This window comes from Marinobacter daqiaonensis (assembly GCF_900115285.1).
Taxonomy (GTDB): Bacteria; Pseudomonadota; Gammaproteobacteria; order Pseudomonadales; family Oleiphilaceae; genus Marinobacter; species Marinobacter daqiaonensis.
The window spans coordinates 220,811-237,418 of sequence record NZ_FOYW01000001.1 but is presented as its reverse complement, the minus strand read 5'-3'; the positions used below and the strand labels follow the sequence as shown (position 1 = coordinate 237,418).

Genomic DNA, 16,608 nt, shown 5'->3' with positions numbered 1-16,608 from the left:
GGTTTTACTGCTGCCCCAGGGTGAGAACCCGCTGCATCATGGACTTGGCGGCGTTCATCACATCCACGTTCATCTGGAAGCTCCGTGAGGACGACATCATGTCCGCCATTTCCTCAACCACGTTGACGTTGGGGTAGAACACATACCCCTCCTCGTTGGCGGCGGGATGATGGGGTTCATAGCGCATCTGCAGATCTTCCTGGCTTTCCACGATGCCCTGAACCTGGACACCCGCGCCCGACTCCCCGCCGAAGGCGAAATGGCCGCTGGCCTGGTCCGGGTTCAGCATCTGCTGCTGAATGGCGGCGAACACCGGCTTGCGGGCACGGTAGGTCTCATCGATGCTGGAGCTGGCGGTTTCCGCATTGGCAATGTTGGATGCGGTGGTGTTCAGCCGCAGCTGCTGTGCGGTCATGCCGGAGCCGGCGATATCAAAAATGTTTCCCAGGGACATACGGTCTCTCCTCTAATCCCGGTGGCCGGCCTATTCGCCCTTGAGGGCCTTGGTCAGGCCCGAAAACTTGCTGTTCAGAAACTGGAAGCTGGCCTGGAAGTCCATGGCATTGCGCATGTAGCGGCTCTGCTCCTGCTGGGCCTCAACGGTATTGCCGTCGATGGAGGGCTGATGCGGTACCCGGTACAGCAGCTCCCGGCCCGTGGCCGCACCGCTCACGTCCATATGGCCCGGATGGGTACGTTCCATCGAGGGGCTTTCCGACGCCCGTGAGGCTTCGTTCAGCATGGCCTGGAAGTCCACGTCCCGGGCCTTGTAGCCAGGGGTGTCCGCGTTCGCCAGGTTGTTCGCCAGCACTTCCGCGCGCTGACTGCGGGCCAGAAGCGCCGTTTCATGTATGCCCAGGGCTTTGTCGAAGGTGATTGCCATTGTGCCTCCAGTAACTGCATCTCCCCGCCATGCATTTGCCGGTCAGGGATCGTTTGCAGAGATCAAAGCAAGCACAGTGCCAGGCTTACAGGAAAATCAATATTATGTTTAATATCGGAGGGTTACAAAAACAAGGACAAGTCCGGGAGGGGCTGAGGCAGGGGCTGGATGAGCAGAGCGGCAACCCGCTTCCCCACCACCGGCAAAGCGGGCAACAGGTCTGCGCTATGCCGGCCAGCGGGAGGAAAATTCCGAGACACCTGGCCGGGGCACGGCGGGCTTGTCGTCAGCCACGGTTCCGGTATAAATGAAGCCGACAATGGTCTCGTGCTCCGCCAGGCCCAGGCCCCTGGCCACCACCGGGCTTTCCGCCACGGACCCGGTGCGCCACATGGCGCCATAACCCTCAGCCTGCAGGGCCAGCACCAGGTAGGCGGCCCCCGCTGCGGTGGAGTAGCACTGCTCGAGGGCCGGCACCTTGGGATGGGGTACCGGAGAGGCAATGGCGGCGATAATCATCGGCGCCCGCAACGGCATGCGCCGGAGTTTCTCACGGGCCGCATCGGTAGCGTCCTCCGGGGCACTGGACTCGAACAGCCGACCCAGTTCCTCAAGGCCCTCCCCTTCCACCACCAGGTAGCGCCATGGACGCAGCAGGGCATGGTCCGGGGCACGGGCGGCGCAGGCCAGGGCCAGTTCCAGGGCGGAGCCCGAAGGCGCCGGCGCCTTCAGTCGGGGCTCGGAGCTGCGGTTGAGGATTGCCTCGGTAACGGTATCCATGGTTGAACGACATCTCCCGGCTCGGTCACAGGGGCCTCCGCCGCGTTGTCGGATGGGCCCATTGCTGATAATCTCATCTAAATTGCAGTGCGCTGTCGCCGGACCCTAACCGTCGCAGCAAAGGAACACAAGCACCGCCTGAACAGGATCCGCACCGCAGCTCTACCCAGTATTTTACCCGCTTTCAACACGGATGGACCATGCCAGGCTATATGAACGCCACGGACAGCAGTCAGGAGCCACGCTCCGGCAGCGCCCTCGACGATGCCCCGAAGGCCATACCTCCGCTTCCGGACTTCAATGGCCGGGTGCTGGGGTCCGCCGCCTTCTGCGCCATCATCGTCGCGGGGGTCGTGGACGGCATATTCCACCAGAACATGCTCTGGTTGCTGGCCGCGGGGCTGGTCTGGCCCCACGCCATGACGCTCATCAGCCGCCGTATCGACCTGTACAGGCAGCCTCGGATTCACCAGTACCTGCTGCTGGGCGAGTGCATTATCGGCGGTGCCGTCATCGGTCTGACCGGGCTGACCCCGGTACCCGCCCTGGCCATGACCCTGATGCTGATGTTCAGCTGCCTGATCGTCGGTGGTATCTATCTCTGGTTCTATGGCACCCTGCTGCTCAGTGCCGTTGCCGGACTGGTGGTGGGACTCATGGGCGTCACCGACGATTTCACCACCCCGGTGCTCACCAGCGTGGTGTCTCTGCTGGGCACCGGTATCTACATCTGCGTCACGGCCTACTACACCCATATCCAGGCCCGCAGCCTGCTGGCCGCCAAGGGCCAGATCCAGAAGCAGCGGGAGCAGTCCATCGCCCTGTCGGATAAGCTCTCCAAGTACCTCTCACCCCAGGTCTGGCAGTCCATCTTTACCGGTGAGCGGGATGTGCGCCTGGAGACCCGCCGCAAGAAACTCAGCGTGTTCTTTTCCGACATCAAGGGTTTTACCGATCTGTCCGAGGAAATGGAGCCGGAGGGTCTGACCGAACTGCTCAACAACTACTTCAACGAGATGTCCGAGGTGGCACTGCGATACGGCGGCACCATCGACAAGTTCGTCGGCGATTCCATCATGATCTTCTTCGGCGATCCCTCCTCCCGGGGCCAGAAAGAGGATGCCCAGGCCTGCGTGTCCATGGCCATCGACATGCGCAATCATATGAAGATCATGCGTCAGCGCTGGCGCAGCCAGGGTATCCGCACTCCCCTGGAGATCCGCATGGGTATCAGCTCCGGCTTCGTCACCGTTGGCAACTTCGGTGCCGAAAACCGCATGGACTACACCATCATCGGCAAGGAAGTGAACCTGGCCAGTCGCCTGGAGCAACTCGCCGAGCCCGGGCAGATCCTGGTGTCCTACGAAACCTTCTCCCTGATCAAGGAGCGGATCATGTGCCGGGACAAGGGCGAAATCACCGTAAAGGGGTTTGGCCGCCCGGTGGCCATCTACGAGGTCATCGACTTTCGCCGTGACCTGGGCCCCAACCGCAGCTTCGTGGAACACGAACACGCCGGTTTCGCCATGTATCTCGACTCCGGCAAGATCTGCGAACGGGACCGCAATGCGATTCTGGAAGCTTTGGAAGAGGCCGCCGACCGACTGCGGGAAGAGGAATCAGACCGGTAATATCCCATCCGGGTCCCGGACGGAACACTGGCCCTATTGCCGCACCAGCCGTACCAGAGGCGCCTCGCCGGGGCTGGTGCTGCGCCAGGGATTGATATCGAGCCCGCCCCGCCGGGTATAGCGGGCGCTTACGGTGAGCTGCTCCGGCTGGCAGGCCCGCATCAGGTCGGTGAATACCGTCTCCACGCAATGCTCATGGAAATCCTGCTTCTGGCGGAAACCCACCACGTACTTCAGCAGGGCCGCGCGGTCCATGGCCGGGCCGGTGTATTCAATCAGCAGGCTGCCCCAGTCCGGCTGCCCGGTAACCGGGCAGTTACTCTTCAGCAGGTGTGAACAGAGGCTTTCCGACACCTTTTCGCCACCGGCGACGAGCACCTCGGGGCAGTACTCGTAGATCACCCCGTCCACGGGCTCGTCATCAATCAGGATGGCCCCCTCCGGCCGCCCGGCGGCGGTCATGCCCCGATCCACGCTGTAAAGCATTACCGAGGCGGCGGCGCCACAGGCGCTGGCCAGGTCCCGTTCAATGGTCTCGCGGACCTGCCCATGGGAGCTATACACCTCCTGGTTCAGGGAGTTCAGGTACAGCTTGAGGGATTTCGATTCGATCAGGCTGGGGGAAGCGGCCGGCAACCGGAACGTGCCCCAGGCAACCTCGGGTACCCCGGAAGGCCGCAGCCATGACAGTTCCCACGCCTGCCAGAGATCCTCGCCGAACCAGGGCCAGCGCCCATCATCCAGCGCTATGCGACGGCGGTTGTCATCTCGCGGTACCGGAAACAGCAGCTCCGGCGCGTAACGCTCCGGATAGTCACTGCTCTTGCCAAGGGGGGCGTTATCAAGGGCCATAGGTCATTCTCAGCTGCGGATGCCCTTGCCCCGCTGCAGCATGCGCAGCGAAACGACGGCGAGTACGGTAATAAACACCAGGATCATACCCAGCGCCACATAGGGGTTAACGTCGGACACCCCCAGAATGCCGTAGCGGAAGGCATTCACCATGTAGAGGATCGGGTTCACCATGGACACGCTGCGCCAGAAGTCCGGCAGCATCTGGATGGAATAGAACACACCCCCAAGGTAGGTCAGCGGCGTCAGTATAAAGGTGGGGACGATGGAGATGTCATCGAATTTGGTGGCCAGCATGGCGTTGATGAAGCCACCCAGGGAGAACAGCGCAGACGTGAGGAACACTGTCAGCACGATCATCGGCAGGTTATGGATCTGCAGCCGGGTAAACGCCAGGGACAGCAGGGTGACGATCACCCCCACCCCCAGGCCGCGAGCCATGCCCCCGGCCACGTATCCCGCCAGAATGGCCCAGTTCGGGGTCGGCGACACCAGCAACTCCTCGATGCTGCGCTGGAACTTCATGCTGAAGAAGGACGACACCACATTGGAATAGGAATTGGTGATCACCGCCATCATAATCAGCCCCGGCACGATGAAGGACATATAGTCAAAACCTTCCATGGGACCAATCCGTGATCCGATAAGGTTGCCGAAAATCACGAAATACAGGCACATGGTAACCGCCGGTGGCAGCAGTGTCTGGGGCCAGATCCGGGTAAAGCGGCGGATCTCGCGAAGTACGATCGTCAGAAAGGCGGTCAGGACGGCGCTGGGGCTCACTGGATCACCTCCTCGTCCCGACGGTTGTTGTTGTCCTCGACCATTCGCAGGAAGAGTTCCTCCAGGCGGTTGGCCTTGGTACGCATGCTGAGTACGCGGATGTCCTTGCGGTCGAGTTGGGCGAACACCTCGTTGAGGCCCTGCCCCTTCTCCACTTCCACCTCCAGTGCACCCTCCCCGTCCAGGCGGGTCACGAAGCCGTCCAGCTCCGGCGCCTCGGTCAGGGCCTGCTCCGCATCCAGCACGAAGGTTTCCATCCGCAACTGGGTCAACAGCTCCTTCTTGCTGGTGTGCCGCACGATCCTGCCGTGATCGATAATGGCAATGTTGCGGCAGAGTGCTTCCGCCTCTTCCAGGTAGTGGGTGGTGAGGATAATGGTGGTGCCGTTGCGGTTCATCTCCTCCAGGAACGTCCACATGGAGCGGCGCAGTTCGATATCGACGCCGGCGGTCGGTTCGTCGAGGATCAGTATCCGGGGGTTGTGCACCAGGGCGCGGGCAATCATCAGGCGGCGCTTCATGCCCCCGGACAGCATGCGCGCCGGGTCGTCCTTCTTTTCCCAGAGCCCCAGCTTCTTCAGGTAATGTTCGGCGGACTCCCGGGCCTTGGACAGCGGAATGCCGTAATAGCCGGCCTGGGTGGTGACGATGTCGAACACCTTCTCGAACTGGTTGAAGTTGAATTCCTGGGGCACCACGCCCAGGTTGAGCTTGGCAGCGGCCAGGTCGGTGTCGATATCATGGCCGAAAACCCGGACCTTGCCGGACGACTTGTTCACCAGGGAGCAGACGATTCCCAGGATGGTGGACTTGCCAGCGCCGTTGGGACCCAGCAGGGCGAAGAAATCCCCCTCCCGGACCTTCAGATCAATGCCTTTGAGGGCTTCGAAACCGCTGCCGTAACTCTTCCTGAGATTTTCGATTTCAAGGGCCCAGGCGGGCGGGGAAGACTGGCTCGGTAAGGTTGTCATAGCGAAGTCCGGACAGAGAGTGGTGTGTCGCGAAAGCGCTATATCTTGAGCCAACAGGAATAAAATTCAAGGGCAAGGCACCCGACTGCGGGGGGTTGCGACCGGGAGACTTGCCCCGGAGGCAGGTGATCAGGCACCGACCAGGCGGCGCAGGTTCCAGCGGGTTTCGGCCCCGGTGACATCGTACCGTTTCGGGTCCAGCCCTTCGGTGCCATTGGGAAGACAGCCCTCCACCCGCAGGGAGTCCTCCACTTTGCGCCCTTCATTGATGGCCGCCAGGTTGATCATTTTCGCGGAACGCAGGGGCTGCTGGGCGGTGTCCGTCATCACCATGACCCGCGGCATCAGCCGCCTCTTTGGCGAATGGGACACGACAATACCCCGCTGGCCGTTGGTCAGCTGCACCAGTGTACCGATGGGATAGATGCCGATCGCCTGGATGAATTTCTCAACCAGATCCTCCTGGAATTCCACGTTGCGCAGCTCGAACAACTGGCTGACCGCCTGGGCCGGGGACAGGGGCTCATAACCCTGCCGTGGCGCGATCAGCGACTCGTAGAAATCCACCAGTCCCGCCAGCTTGGCCAGCAACGGAATCCGGTCACCGCGAACGCCCGCCGGGAAGCCGGATCCGTTATGACGCTCGCGATGGCCACGAACCACGGCAACCACGGCACGGGGCATGCCTGCTTCTTCCAGACGGCGGGCACCCCGCTCCACGTAGGTGCGGAACTCCCGGAACTGCTCGGCATCCAGCTGCTGTTCGTTGAACAGAAGTTCGGTGGGCAGCTCGGCTTTGCCAATGTGCGCCAGCAGGCAACCTGTGGCCAGATTGGTAAGCAGAGACTCGTCCAGCCCCAGGTGGCGGCCGAACACCAGTGCCCAGACTGCGGATCTCATGGAATGGCGATAGGTATGATCATCGTGCTCACGCACCCGTGTCAGCCACAACAACGCGTCGGGATTGCGCATGACACTGGCGGTCATGGTCCGGGCCACGCGGGTAATGGGTCGCAGGTCAGGCAGCGACTCGGTACGCAGGGCGGAGGCAACGTCCTCGATGGCGGCGGCGGCGGAATCAATAAGATTGCGGCAGGCCTTCAGTTCTTTTTTCAGGGAGCGGGTGGTCTGGTGATCCACCGGGTTTCTGATCTGGACGGGTGCGAGCTTGACGATCTCGCTATCGCGGACCTTTCGGCTGGCGCGTCTGGCGAAACTGGGCGCCCCGGCCTCGCTGTATTCCAGCTCGTCACGCGCCTCGGCCACATCCACCATGACCCAGCGGCAATGGGAAACCAGCGCCCGGATTTCTTCCTGGGAGCGGATATAAAAGCCCTGAATGGGAAACGGCGTGAGGTGCCAGGGCCGGTCGAGATCGGCCACGAACATACCCACTTCAAGGTCCTGGACGGATACCTTCTTCTGGGAAACACCCACTTTCCACCTCTGGATTGGTCGAGACTTGACAACATCCATTGTCGCCACCTCCGTGTCAGGATTCCGTTACAAATGGAAGAATATTGGTAACCGAACCGCCACATTCGGTTACGTATATTGTCGTTCTGCTACATAGGGTAATACTGTGACACGAATCACAGCCTGTCTAGTAACTGGACAGGAAATTTGAGAAAACCATCAATGAAATGTCAGTCGTCCTGGTGGTCGGCGAACTGCAGGCCAAACCCGTCCACGGTTTTGCGGACCACCACCATTCTCAGTTCCGGAGCGGGAATCGGCAGCCCCTGCACCTGAACTGTCACCAGGTCACCCATGTCCGGGGTGAACTGCTGGTCTTCAACCACCACGAAGATTCCGCCGTCCGAGATGTCACGGGTGGAAAAAATGCTCTTGCCAAGGGTCTCGTGTTCAACACTGACTCTGGCGTTCAGTGCCGTGCGGATATGACCGCGTCTTTCCGTTTTTTTCATAACCTGACCGCCACCCGTTCCCCAGGATTCTTGTTATCGGCTTTTCCAGGCGCCGCTTGAACTTGATATGTAACCAGAAAACCCGGCCGTAAGCATAGCAGGGGTTGGCAAAAATGGTTGCCCGGGAGACCCGTCGGTCAGGTCCCGCTGTCATCCCCGGAGGGGGCATCAGGCTGGACACGGACCACGAAGCGCCCCTTGAAGGTCGCCACTGCCGGCTGCGCCGGAGCCAGCTGTGGTTCGCCGCAGTACACCGCGGACTCCAGCTCCAGCCGGGCCCGGCCACGGCGCCGCAGCATGGTCAGGAATTTCGCCTTCGCCTGCTCCTCGGGAAGCTGGCAGAGGGCAAAGAAGTCGTCGTCCGCCGGCTGGCCGTAGTCGATGCCGCCACTCTGGATGACCACGTTTCCCTCCAGGCCGGCGTCGGCCACGACCAACTCGATCAGGCCCCAGGCCGCCAGCACCGCAACGGAATAGATGGCTCCTCCAAAACCGGTGCCCTGATGGTTACTGTTGGGCGCGAGGGGCGCCTTCACCAGCAGCTGCCCGCCGTCGTAGTGCACCAGTTCCGCCGACATGGCCCGGGTCAGCGGAATGACGTCATGGATTCTTTGCTGAAAGTCGCTCAGTTGGCTCACTCAGGAGTCCCCAAAACGCGGAAACCGGCACAGTCGCCGGTTTCCGGTTGCCTTACTGAAAAGCGGCTGGCGTCCGGCGCCAGCCCCCGTTTGCCCGGGTTATTCCCAGATGATGGTCTTGTCCTGGGCGTACCAGTCGTCCACCTTGTCGCGGTAGGCGTCCTCCACCACGTTGCGCTTGAGCTTCATGGTGGGCGTCAGGAAGTTGTTCTCGATGGTCCAGGGTTCCTTGACCACCACCATGAAACGCAGGTGCTCATGGGGATCGAGGGTCTGGTTAACGTCCTTCAGCAGGTCCACGAACTCTTTTTCCAGCTCCTTGCGGAAATCCGGATCGTCGCGCTTGGCCTGCGCCGCCTCCGACAGCATCACCAGGCAGTACGGCTGTACCTGGTTTTCACCGGATACACACACCGCCTCGATGTTGTCGTTGGTCATCAGCTTGTTCTCGATGGGCGCGGGCGCCACATACTTGCCCTTGCTGGTCTTGAAGATCTCCTTCAGCCGGCCGGTGATCCTCAGGCGACCCAGTTCATCGATCTCGCCCATGTCGCCGGTACGCAGGAAACCGTCCTCGGTGAACGCCTCCCTGGTTTTCTCCGGATCCTTGTAGTAGCCCATCATGGTGGTGGGGCTCTTCACCAGGATCTCGCTGTTCTCGCCGATCTTCTGCTCCACTCCCGGCAGCGGTTCACCAACGTAACCGGTGCGGGCACGGCCCGGCTGGGTGGTGTGGGAATAGGCGATGTTCTCGGACATGCCGTAGCCTTCCAGCAGCTCCAGGCCGAGGTTGCGGTACCACTCCAGAATGTCGTGGGGCAGCGGCGCGGAGCCGGAGCCGGCGTAACGCACGTGCTGCAGGCCGAGTTTGGTGAGAATCTTCTTCTTGATCAGGCTGTTGACCAGGGGAATCCGGAGCAGCTTGTCGAGTTTCTTTTTCGGCATTTTCTCGAAAACGCCGTGCTGGAGCTTGGTCCAGATCCGTGGTACTGCGATGAACAGGGTAGGCCGGGCCCGCTGCAGGTCATCCACGAAGGTCTCGAGGCTCTCGGCAAAGTACAGGTGGAAGCCCTTGTTCATGGAAACCAGCTCACCCACATAACGCTCGAACACGTGGGCCAATGGCAGGTAGGACAGGTAACGGTCCTCGCTGGTGACTTCCAGCCGGTCTGCGGCACCGGAGGCCGCATAGGCCAGGTTGGCAAAGCTCAGCATGACGCCCTTGGGCCGGCCGGTGCTGCCGGAGGTGTAGACGATGGTCGCCAGGGTATCCGCCTCCCTCTTGACGTTCTCCTCAAGGGGAGAATTGTTGGCGACGATGTCATCCCAGGTCTCGAAATCCGTGGGCGGGCTCAGGGGATAGCTGATGCAGCGCACCGACTCCGGCACGCCGGATTTCATGGAGTCCCAGTCATCCAGTTTGCCCACGAACATGACCGGTATTTCGGCGTGCTCAATGATGTAGCTTACCGTGTCGGCATTCAGGGTCGGATACAGGGGAACGGAAATGTGACCGGCCATCCAGATGGCCCAGTCGGACATGATCCAGTGGGCACAGTTCTTCGACACGATGCCGATACGACTGTTTTCAGGGAGATCCAGGGACTTCAGGTAGGCGGCCATGCGGCGGGCTTCGCCTACCGCCCGGCGCCAGGTGTAGTCGACGGTCTTGCCGCCGCCCACGGGCTGGGTCATGTATACGGACTCGGCCTTGGCGCTTTCCCAGTGGTAAATCAAATCCAGCGGAAGTGTTTCTTGTTTGCTCATGTGTCTTCCCACAGAACTGTGACTAAGACGGTTTCTCCGGGGGGAGGAACGTCGTGGTTGTTGTTATCGTTGGAATTTCAGGCACGAGGGCCATTACCGAAGACTATTGCATCATAGTCCTTCCCGTCAAAGCCTGTTGTCAACAAAATCAGATTGGGTCTCAAACGATCGTTTGCCGACCTCCGCGTGGGCCGGTCGGGCCTGTCCTGGCTGCGCGACGCCAACCCTTGTGATAAAATCCCGCCTCCGTTTTTCTGCCGGCCCGTCGTCACCGGGCCATCACCAACGCCAATTTCTGGAGAACCGGCTCATGGCCAAGACCTTTCTGCACATTCTTGCAGGCGCCCTGCTGCTTACCGGCCTGAACATTGCCCAGGCGGAAGATCCCAAGGTGGTTGCGATCACCCAGATTGTCGAGCATCCGGCACTGGACGCCGTCTACCAGGGCATCAGGGACGAGCTGGCGGAACAGGGTTATGTCGAGGGCGAGAACCTCCGGGTGATGCACGAGAGCGCCCAGGGCAACTCCGCCATTGCCTCCCAGATTGCCCGCAAGTTCGTGGGCGAGCAGCCGGACATCATCGTGGGCATCGCCACCCCCTCCGCCCAGACCATCGCCGCGGCCGCCCGTAACATCCCCGTGGTGTTCTCCGCCGTCACCGACCCGGTGGGCGCCAAGCTGGTCAGAAACCTCGACAACCCCGGCGCCAACATCACCGGCGTCACCGACATGCTGCCCCTGGACCGTCACCTCGACATGGTGCTGCGGGTAGTACCCGACGCCAAGCGTATCGGCACCGTCTATAACCCCGGCGAAGCCAATGCCGTTGCCCTGGTGGAGATGCTGGAGCAGGAACTGGCAGACCGCGGCCTGAAACTGGAAAAAGCCGCCGCCACCAAGACCTCGGAAGTACTGGGCGCCGCCCGTTCCCTCGTCGGCAAGGCCGACGCCATCTACCTGACCACCGACAACACCGTGATCAGCGCGGTGGAAGCGGTCATCTCCGTAGGTGAGCAGGCCGACATTCCGGTCTTCGCCGCCGATACCGCCACCGTCGAGCGTGGCGCCGTGGCGGCCATGGGCTTTGACTACTACCAGCATGGCCGCCAGACCGGCGCCATGGTGGCCCGCATTCTCGAAGGCGCAAGCCCCGCCGATATGCCTGTGGAAAGCATGGAGGCCCTGGAGCTTCATGTGAACCCGGCCGCGGCCGAGAAAATGGGCATCACCCTGAGTGATGAGCTGATCTCCGAAGCGAGCAAGGTCGTCCAGTCCAAGCGCTGAGCCAATAGCGGGCCCGTCACCGGCGGGCCCGCTCCATCCCTGCACATGAAAGCCTCCCCATGCTGAGCAATATTGCCCTTTACGGGGCCATCGAGACCGGCCTGATCTATGGCCTGGTGGCCTTTGGTATCTACATATCCTTCCGGGTGCTGGACTTCCCGGACCTGACCGTGGACGGCAGCTTCCCGCTGGGAGCAGCGGTGGCCGCAGTACTGATTCTCGGTGGCTGGAACCCGTGGCTGGCCACTGGCATGGCCATCGTGGCCGGCATGGCCGCGGGCGCGGTCACCGCGCTGCTGAACGTCAAGCTGGGCATTCTCAACCTGCTGGCGTCGATCCTCACCATGATCGCCCTCTACTCCGTGAACCTGCGCATCATGGGCAGCCCCAACCTGGCCCTCCTGGGTGAGGAAACGGTGCTGACACCCTGGTACGAACTGGGTCTGGCGTTCCACCAGGTACCGGTGGCGCTGTTCATACTGGTGACCTTTATCGCCCTGGTGTTGCTGTGGCGCTTCATGAAATCCGAAGTGGGCCTGTCCATGCGGGCCACCGGCGCCAATGCCCGTATGGCCAGGGCCCAGGGCATCGCCACCGGCGCCATGATCGTGCTGGGCGTGGCCCTGTCCAACGGTCTTGTGGGCCTTGCCGGCGCCCTGTTCGCCCAGAGCCAGGGGGCGGCCGACGTCACCATGGGCGTGGGTGTGATTGTGATTGGTCTTGCCTCCCTTATCGGCGGTGAGGCGGTGATCACCCCGAGCACGGTGCTGCGGGCCCTGATTGCCTGTGTGGTGGGCGCCATTGTCTACCGGCTGGCGATCGCCTTCGCCCTGAACGCCGACATACTGGGCCTGAAGGCCCAGGACCTGAATCTGATCACCGCGATACTGGTGACCCTGGCCATCGTGCTGCCCGGCTTCCGCAACACCGTGCGCGCCCGTCTGACCCGCAAAAAGGCCTGAAGGAGAGCGATATGATCAGTGCACAGAACCTGGAGCTGACCTTCGGCAAGGGTACCCCCCTGGAGAACCCGGCCCTCCGTGGCATGAGCCTGACCGTGAACCAGGGTGAGTTCGTCACCGTGATCGGCAGCAACGGTGCCGGCAAGTCCACCTTCCTCAATGCTCTCGCGGGCGAGGTGATCGTGGATTCCGGCCGCATCGAGGTGGACGGCCAGGACGTTACCAGGTTGCCCACCCACAAGCGCTCCCGCCGGGTGGCCCGGGTATTCCAGGACCCCCTGGCGGGCACCTGCGAGGGCCTGTCCATCGAGGAGAACCTGGCCCTGGCCATCAAGCGCGGCCAGCGCCGGGGGCTCACCACCGCCGTCAAGCGCAACTACCGGGAAAGGTTCCGCCAGGCCCTGGCCAAGCTCAACCTGGGCCTGGAGGACCGCCTCGGCGACAAGATGGGGCTGCTTTCCGGGGGCCAGCGCCAGGCGGTCAGCCTGCTGATGGCCAGCCTGACGCCCTCCTCCATCCTGCTGCTGGACGAGCACACCGCCGCCCTGGACCCGAAGACCGCCAGGTTCGTGCTGGAGCTGACCCAGGAGATCATCACCGAGCAGAAACTCACCGCGCTGATGGTCACCCACAGCATGAAGCAGGCCCTGGAGGTGGGCGACCGCACGGTGATGCTGCACCAGGGCCAGGTGGTGTTCGATATCGCCGGACAGGAGCGGGAAGGCCTGGAGGTGAAAGACCTGCTGGACCTGTTCGAGAAGCAGCGCGGCCTGGAAGTGGAAGACGACAGCCTGCTGCTGGGCTGACGGCCGCGCCCGCAAAAGTTCAGAAATCCGACAGATTGAGCAGGGCCTGACCAGTGCAGTGCCCTGCTTCACATTTTCAATATCTGTAGTGGATATACCCATTTCTGCCCTACCCCTTGAGCCGTCTGGCTTCGGGCATTTTCAAGACCCTTTTCGATACTTTTTCTTTTTCAAATCGCTGCTGTTTATAGCCTTAGCTTTCTTCACAGACCACTATATAGTGTCTATAATCCCGCACATCCCAACTAGATATAGTGTTTGGCCCAGTCCCGACAGGCAGGCCGGATTCGCAGTGGACAACGCCTCCGGCGGTGTTCCGACCACAAAAAAATCAAGCAGACCGAGGGTGGAGATGAGCGCGAAACTACAGGTAGTAACCACAGATATCCCCATGCAGGATGCCTCACTGGACATCTGGAACAGCAAGTACCAGTTGAAGACCAAGACCGGCGAACCTGTAGACCGCACCATTGACGACACCTACAAGCGGGTGGCCAAGGCACTCTCTGAAGTGGAAGCCAAGAGCAAGCGCGACCACTACATGAAGGAATTCATCTGGGCCCTCCAGAACGGCGCCATTCCCGCCGGCCGCATCACCTCCAATGCCGGTGCCGAGGCCCACAAGCCGGCCACCTCCACCATCAACTGCACCGTGTCCGGCACCATCAAGGACTCCATGAACGACATCCTGGAGAAGAACCACGAAGCGGGCCTGACCCTCAAGGCCGGCTGCGGTATCGGTTACGAGTTCTCCACCCTGCGCCCCCGCGGCGCCTATGTCGCCGGCGCCGGCGCCACCACCTCCGGCCCGCTGTCCTTCATGGACATCTTCGACCGCATGTGTTTCACCGTGTCCTCCGCCGGTGGCCGCCGTGGCGCCCAGATGGCCACCTTCGACGTGCACCACCCGGACGTGATCGAGTTCATCCAGGCCAAGCGTGAAGACGGCCGCCTTCGCCAGTTCAACCTGTCGCTGCTGATCACCGAAGACTTCATCGAAGCCGTGCGCAACGGCGACGACTGGCACCTGTCGTTCCCGGTCACCCGCAAGGAAGCCGATGACGAGGGCCTGGACCTGGCCGACGAGAGCCAGTTCGTCTACCGGGACTTCCCCCAGACCGAAGGCTATGTCACCAACGACGAAGGCAAGGTAGCGTGCCGTATCTACCGGACCCTGAAGGCCCAGTTCATCTGGGACACCATCATGACCTCCACCTACGACTACGCGGAACCGGGCTTCATCCTCATCGACAAGGTGAACCAGATGAACAACAACTGGTTCTGCGAGGACATCCGCGCCACCAACCCCTGCGGCGAGCAGCCCCTGCCCCCCTACGGCAGCTGCCTGCTGGGCTCGGTGAACCTGACCAAGTTCGTGGAGAACCCCTTCACCGACAAGGCCAGCTTCAACTACGAGAAGTACCGCAAGGTGGTGGCGGTGTTTACCCGCATGCTGGACAACGTGGTGGAAATCAACGGCCTGCCCCTGGGCGAGCAGCGCCACGAGATCCTTACCAAGCGCCGCCACGGCATGGGCATCCTCGGCCTGGGTTCCACCCTCGCCATGCTGCGCATGCCCTACGGCTCCGATGAGTCGGTAACCTTCACCGAAGAGGTGGTGCGTGAGATGGCCGTGGAAGGCTGGCGCCAGTCCCTGGCCCTGGCGGAAGAGAAAGGCCCGGCCCCGATCATGGATGAGGAGTTCGAGGTAACCCCCAAGATGCTGACCAAGTGCCCGCAGCTGTCCGCGGACGGCTACAAGCTGGGCGACAAGGTCAAGGGCCGTGTCCTCCACGCCAGGTACAGTGCCTACATGCAGCTTATCGGCGCCGTGGAGCCGGAACTGGTGGAGAAGCTGGCCGACAAAGGGGGCCGTTTCACCCATCACACCTCCATTGCTCCCACCGGCACCATCAGCCTGTCCCTGGCCAACAACGCCAGTAACGGCATCGAGCCGAGCTTCTCCCACCATTACTCCCGCAACATCATCCGGGAGGGTCGCAAGACCAAGGAGAAGGTGGACGTGTTCAGCTTCGAGCTGCTGGCCTACCGCCACCTGATCAACTCCGGCGCCATGCCCTTCTCGGAGGATGCCGACAAGAAGCTGCCGGACTACTTCACCACGTCCGACGACGTGTCTCCGAAGCAGCACGTAGACATCCAGGCGGCGGCCCAGAAGTGGGTGGACTCGTCCATCTCCAAGACCGCCAACGTGCCCCAGGACTTCGCGTACCCGGACTTCAAGGACATCTACATGTACGCCTACGAGAAGGGCCTGAAGGGCTGCACCACCTTCCGCTTCAACCCGGAAGCCTTCCAGGGCGTGCTGGTGAAAGAATCGGACCTTGAAAACACTCTGTACGAGTTCACCCTGGACGACGGCAGCAAGGTCACCTTCAAGGGCAACGAGAAGATCGAGTACGACGGCGAGATTCACACCGCCGCCAACCTCTTCGACGCCCTTAAAGAAGGCACCTACGGCAAATACTGATCCGGGAACTGACAGGAACTTATGACCATGACTGCAAAGATTACCAACAAGATCGTCGGCTACCGGGTCAAGAAAGCGGACCCGGAGGCCCAGGCCGCCGCTGACCAACCGGTGGTGAACAAGCCCATCCAGATGAACGAGACCATTGAGCGTCCGGACTTCCTGCTGGGCACCACCTACAAGATCAAGCCGCCGGTGGCGGAGCACGCGATGTACATCACCATCAACGACATCCTGCTCAACGAAGGCACCGACCACGAAAGCCGGCAGCCCTACGAGGTGTTCATCAACTCCAAGTCCATGGAGCACTTCCAGTGGGTCATCGCCCTCACCCGGGTTATCTCTGCGGTGTTCCGCAAGGGGGGCGACGTCACCTTCCTGGTGGAGGAGCTGCGCTCGGTGTATGACCCCAACGGTGGTTACTTCAAGAAGGGTGGCGTGTTCATGCCTTCCCTGGTGGCTGAGATTGGTGCGGTGATTGAGCGGCACCTGAAGGCCATTGGTCTCATCGAGAGCGAAGAGTTGAGTGATGTGACCAAGCGGATCCTGGCTGAGAAGCGGGCTGAGTTTGAGACGGCTCAGAAGACTCCCTCCAACGACGAGAGTGTTGGGGATTATCCTGCCAACGCCACCTTGTGTCCGAAGTGTAGTACCAAGGCGGTGGTTGTTATGGATGGGTGTGCGACGTGCCTGTCTTGTGGGGATAGTAAGTGTGGTTGAGTTGGTGACCGCACTGAAGTGATGAGGAGGCCCGGCGATTGGTGATTGTCGGGCCTTTTTTTCCGGGCGGAGATCAGCGGGTGTGTGACGCTTTTTTACGGAGATCCGCCG

At 61.5% G+C, this 16,608-nt stretch carries 16 protein-coding genes; 6 read left to right on the top strand and 10 right to left on the bottom strand.

Annotated features, from left to right (window positions below; genetic code table 11):
- Nucleotides 1-4 precede the first annotated feature (4 nt).
- From flgC to BM346_RS01050, 3 genes are all read right to left on the bottom strand, one after another.
- Nucleotides 5-454 carry a flagellar basal body rod protein FlgC gene (gene flgC, locus BM346_RS01060; RefSeq protein WP_092008464.1) on the bottom strand — a complete coding sequence of 150 codons (450 nt, stop codon included), beginning with the start codon at nt 452-454 and terminating at the stop codon, nt 5-7.
- A 30-nt stretch (nt 455-484) separates the two neighbouring features.
- Nucleotides 485-883, bottom strand: a complete 399-nt coding sequence (flgB, locus tag BM346_RS01055) for a flagellar basal body rod protein FlgB (RefSeq protein WP_092008463.1) — start codon at nt 881-883, stop codon at nt 485-487.
- Nucleotides 884-1,108: 225 nt separating this feature from the next.
- Nucleotides 1,109-1,663: a nitroreductase family protein gene (locus BM346_RS01050; protein ID WP_092008462.1), complete on the bottom strand. Its 555-nt coding sequence runs from the start codon at nt 1,661-1,663 to the stop codon at nt 1,109-1,111.
- A gap of 200 nt (nt 1,664-1,863) precedes the next feature.
- On the opposite strand from BM346_RS01050, the gene BM346_RS01045 reads away from it, so the two are divergent.
- Nucleotides 1,864-3,294, top strand: a complete 1,431-nt coding sequence (locus BM346_RS01045) for an adenylate/guanylate cyclase domain-containing protein (RefSeq protein WP_092008461.1) — start codon at nt 1,864-1,866, stop codon at nt 3,292-3,294.
- A 33-nt stretch (nt 3,295-3,327) separates the two neighbouring features.
- Here the strand turns inward: BM346_RS01045 and queF are convergent, their stop codons facing one another.
- The 7 genes from queF to BM346_RS01010 all read right to left on the bottom strand — a co-directional run bounded on the left by queF (nt 3,328) and on the right by BM346_RS01010 (nt 10,233).
- Complete coding sequence (queF, locus tag BM346_RS01040; protein ID WP_092008460.1) at nt 3,328-4,146, bottom strand: NADPH-dependent 7-cyano-7-deazaguanine reductase QueF; 819 nt, start codon at nt 4,144-4,146, stop codon at nt 3,328-3,330.
- 9 nt (nt 4,147-4,155) lie between these two features.
- Nucleotides 4,156-4,929, bottom strand: coding sequence for an ABC transporter permease (locus BM346_RS01035; protein ID WP_092008459.1), 774 nt, complete (start codon nt 4,927-4,929; stop codon nt 4,156-4,158).
- Nucleotides 4,926-5,900 carry an ABC transporter ATP-binding protein gene (locus BM346_RS01030; protein WP_092008458.1) on the bottom strand — a complete coding sequence of 325 codons (975 nt, stop codon included), beginning with the start codon at nt 5,898-5,900 and terminating at the stop codon, nt 4,926-4,928. Before BM346_RS01030 ends, BM346_RS01035 begins: the two co-directional genes overlap by 4 nt.
- 129 nt (nt 5,901-6,029) lie before the next feature.
- Complete coding sequence (locus BM346_RS01025; protein WP_092013156.1) at nt 6,030-7,337, bottom strand: HD-GYP domain-containing protein; 1,308 nt, start codon at nt 7,335-7,337, stop codon at nt 6,030-6,032.
- A 209-nt stretch (nt 7,338-7,546) separates the two neighbouring features.
- Complete coding sequence (locus BM346_RS01020) at nt 7,547-7,828, bottom strand: PilZ domain-containing protein (protein WP_092008457.1); 282 nt, start codon at nt 7,826-7,828, stop codon at nt 7,547-7,549.
- 137 nt (nt 7,829-7,965) lie between these two features.
- Nucleotides 7,966-8,466 (bottom strand): thioesterase domain-containing protein, encoded by a 501-nt coding sequence (locus BM346_RS01015; protein ID WP_092008456.1) that lies wholly within the window; start codon nt 8,464-8,466, stop codon nt 7,966-7,968.
- 99 nt (nt 8,467-8,565) lie between these two features.
- Entirely contained in the window at nt 8,566-10,233 is a 1,668-nt protein-coding gene (locus BM346_RS01010) for an AMP-binding protein (protein ID WP_092008455.1), read from the bottom strand.
- A 310-nt stretch (nt 10,234-10,543) separates the two neighbouring features.
- On the opposite strand from BM346_RS01010, the gene BM346_RS01005 reads away from it, so the two are divergent.
- The 5 genes from BM346_RS01005 to BM346_RS00985 all read left to right on the top strand — a co-directional run bounded on the left by BM346_RS01005 (nt 10,544) and on the right by BM346_RS00985 (nt 16,497).
- Nucleotides 10,544-11,518, top strand: coding sequence for an ABC transporter substrate-binding protein (locus BM346_RS01005; RefSeq protein WP_092008454.1), 975 nt, complete (start codon nt 10,544-10,546; stop codon nt 11,516-11,518).
- A 59-nt stretch (nt 11,519-11,577) separates the two neighbouring features.
- Nucleotides 11,578-12,480, top strand: a complete 903-nt coding sequence (locus tag BM346_RS01000; RefSeq protein WP_092008453.1) for an ABC transporter permease — start codon at nt 11,578-11,580, stop codon at nt 12,478-12,480.
- An 11-nt stretch (nt 12,481-12,491) separates the two neighbouring features.
- On the top strand, nt 12,492-13,286 hold the full coding sequence (locus BM346_RS00995; protein ID WP_092008452.1) for an ABC transporter ATP-binding protein: 795 nt from the start codon (nt 12,492-12,494) through the stop codon (nt 13,284-13,286).
- Between the two features lie 352 nt (nt 13,287-13,638).
- Complete coding sequence (locus BM346_RS00990; protein WP_092013153.1) at nt 13,639-15,777, top strand: adenosylcobalamin-dependent ribonucleoside-diphosphate reductase; 2,139 nt, start codon at nt 13,639-13,641, stop codon at nt 15,775-15,777.
- Between the two features lie 27 nt (nt 15,778-15,804).
- On the top strand, nt 15,805-16,497 hold the full coding sequence (locus tag BM346_RS00985; protein ID WP_092008451.1) for a TSCPD domain-containing protein: 693 nt from the start codon (nt 15,805-15,807) through the stop codon (nt 16,495-16,497).
- Nucleotides 16,498-16,608 lie beyond the last annotated feature (111 nt).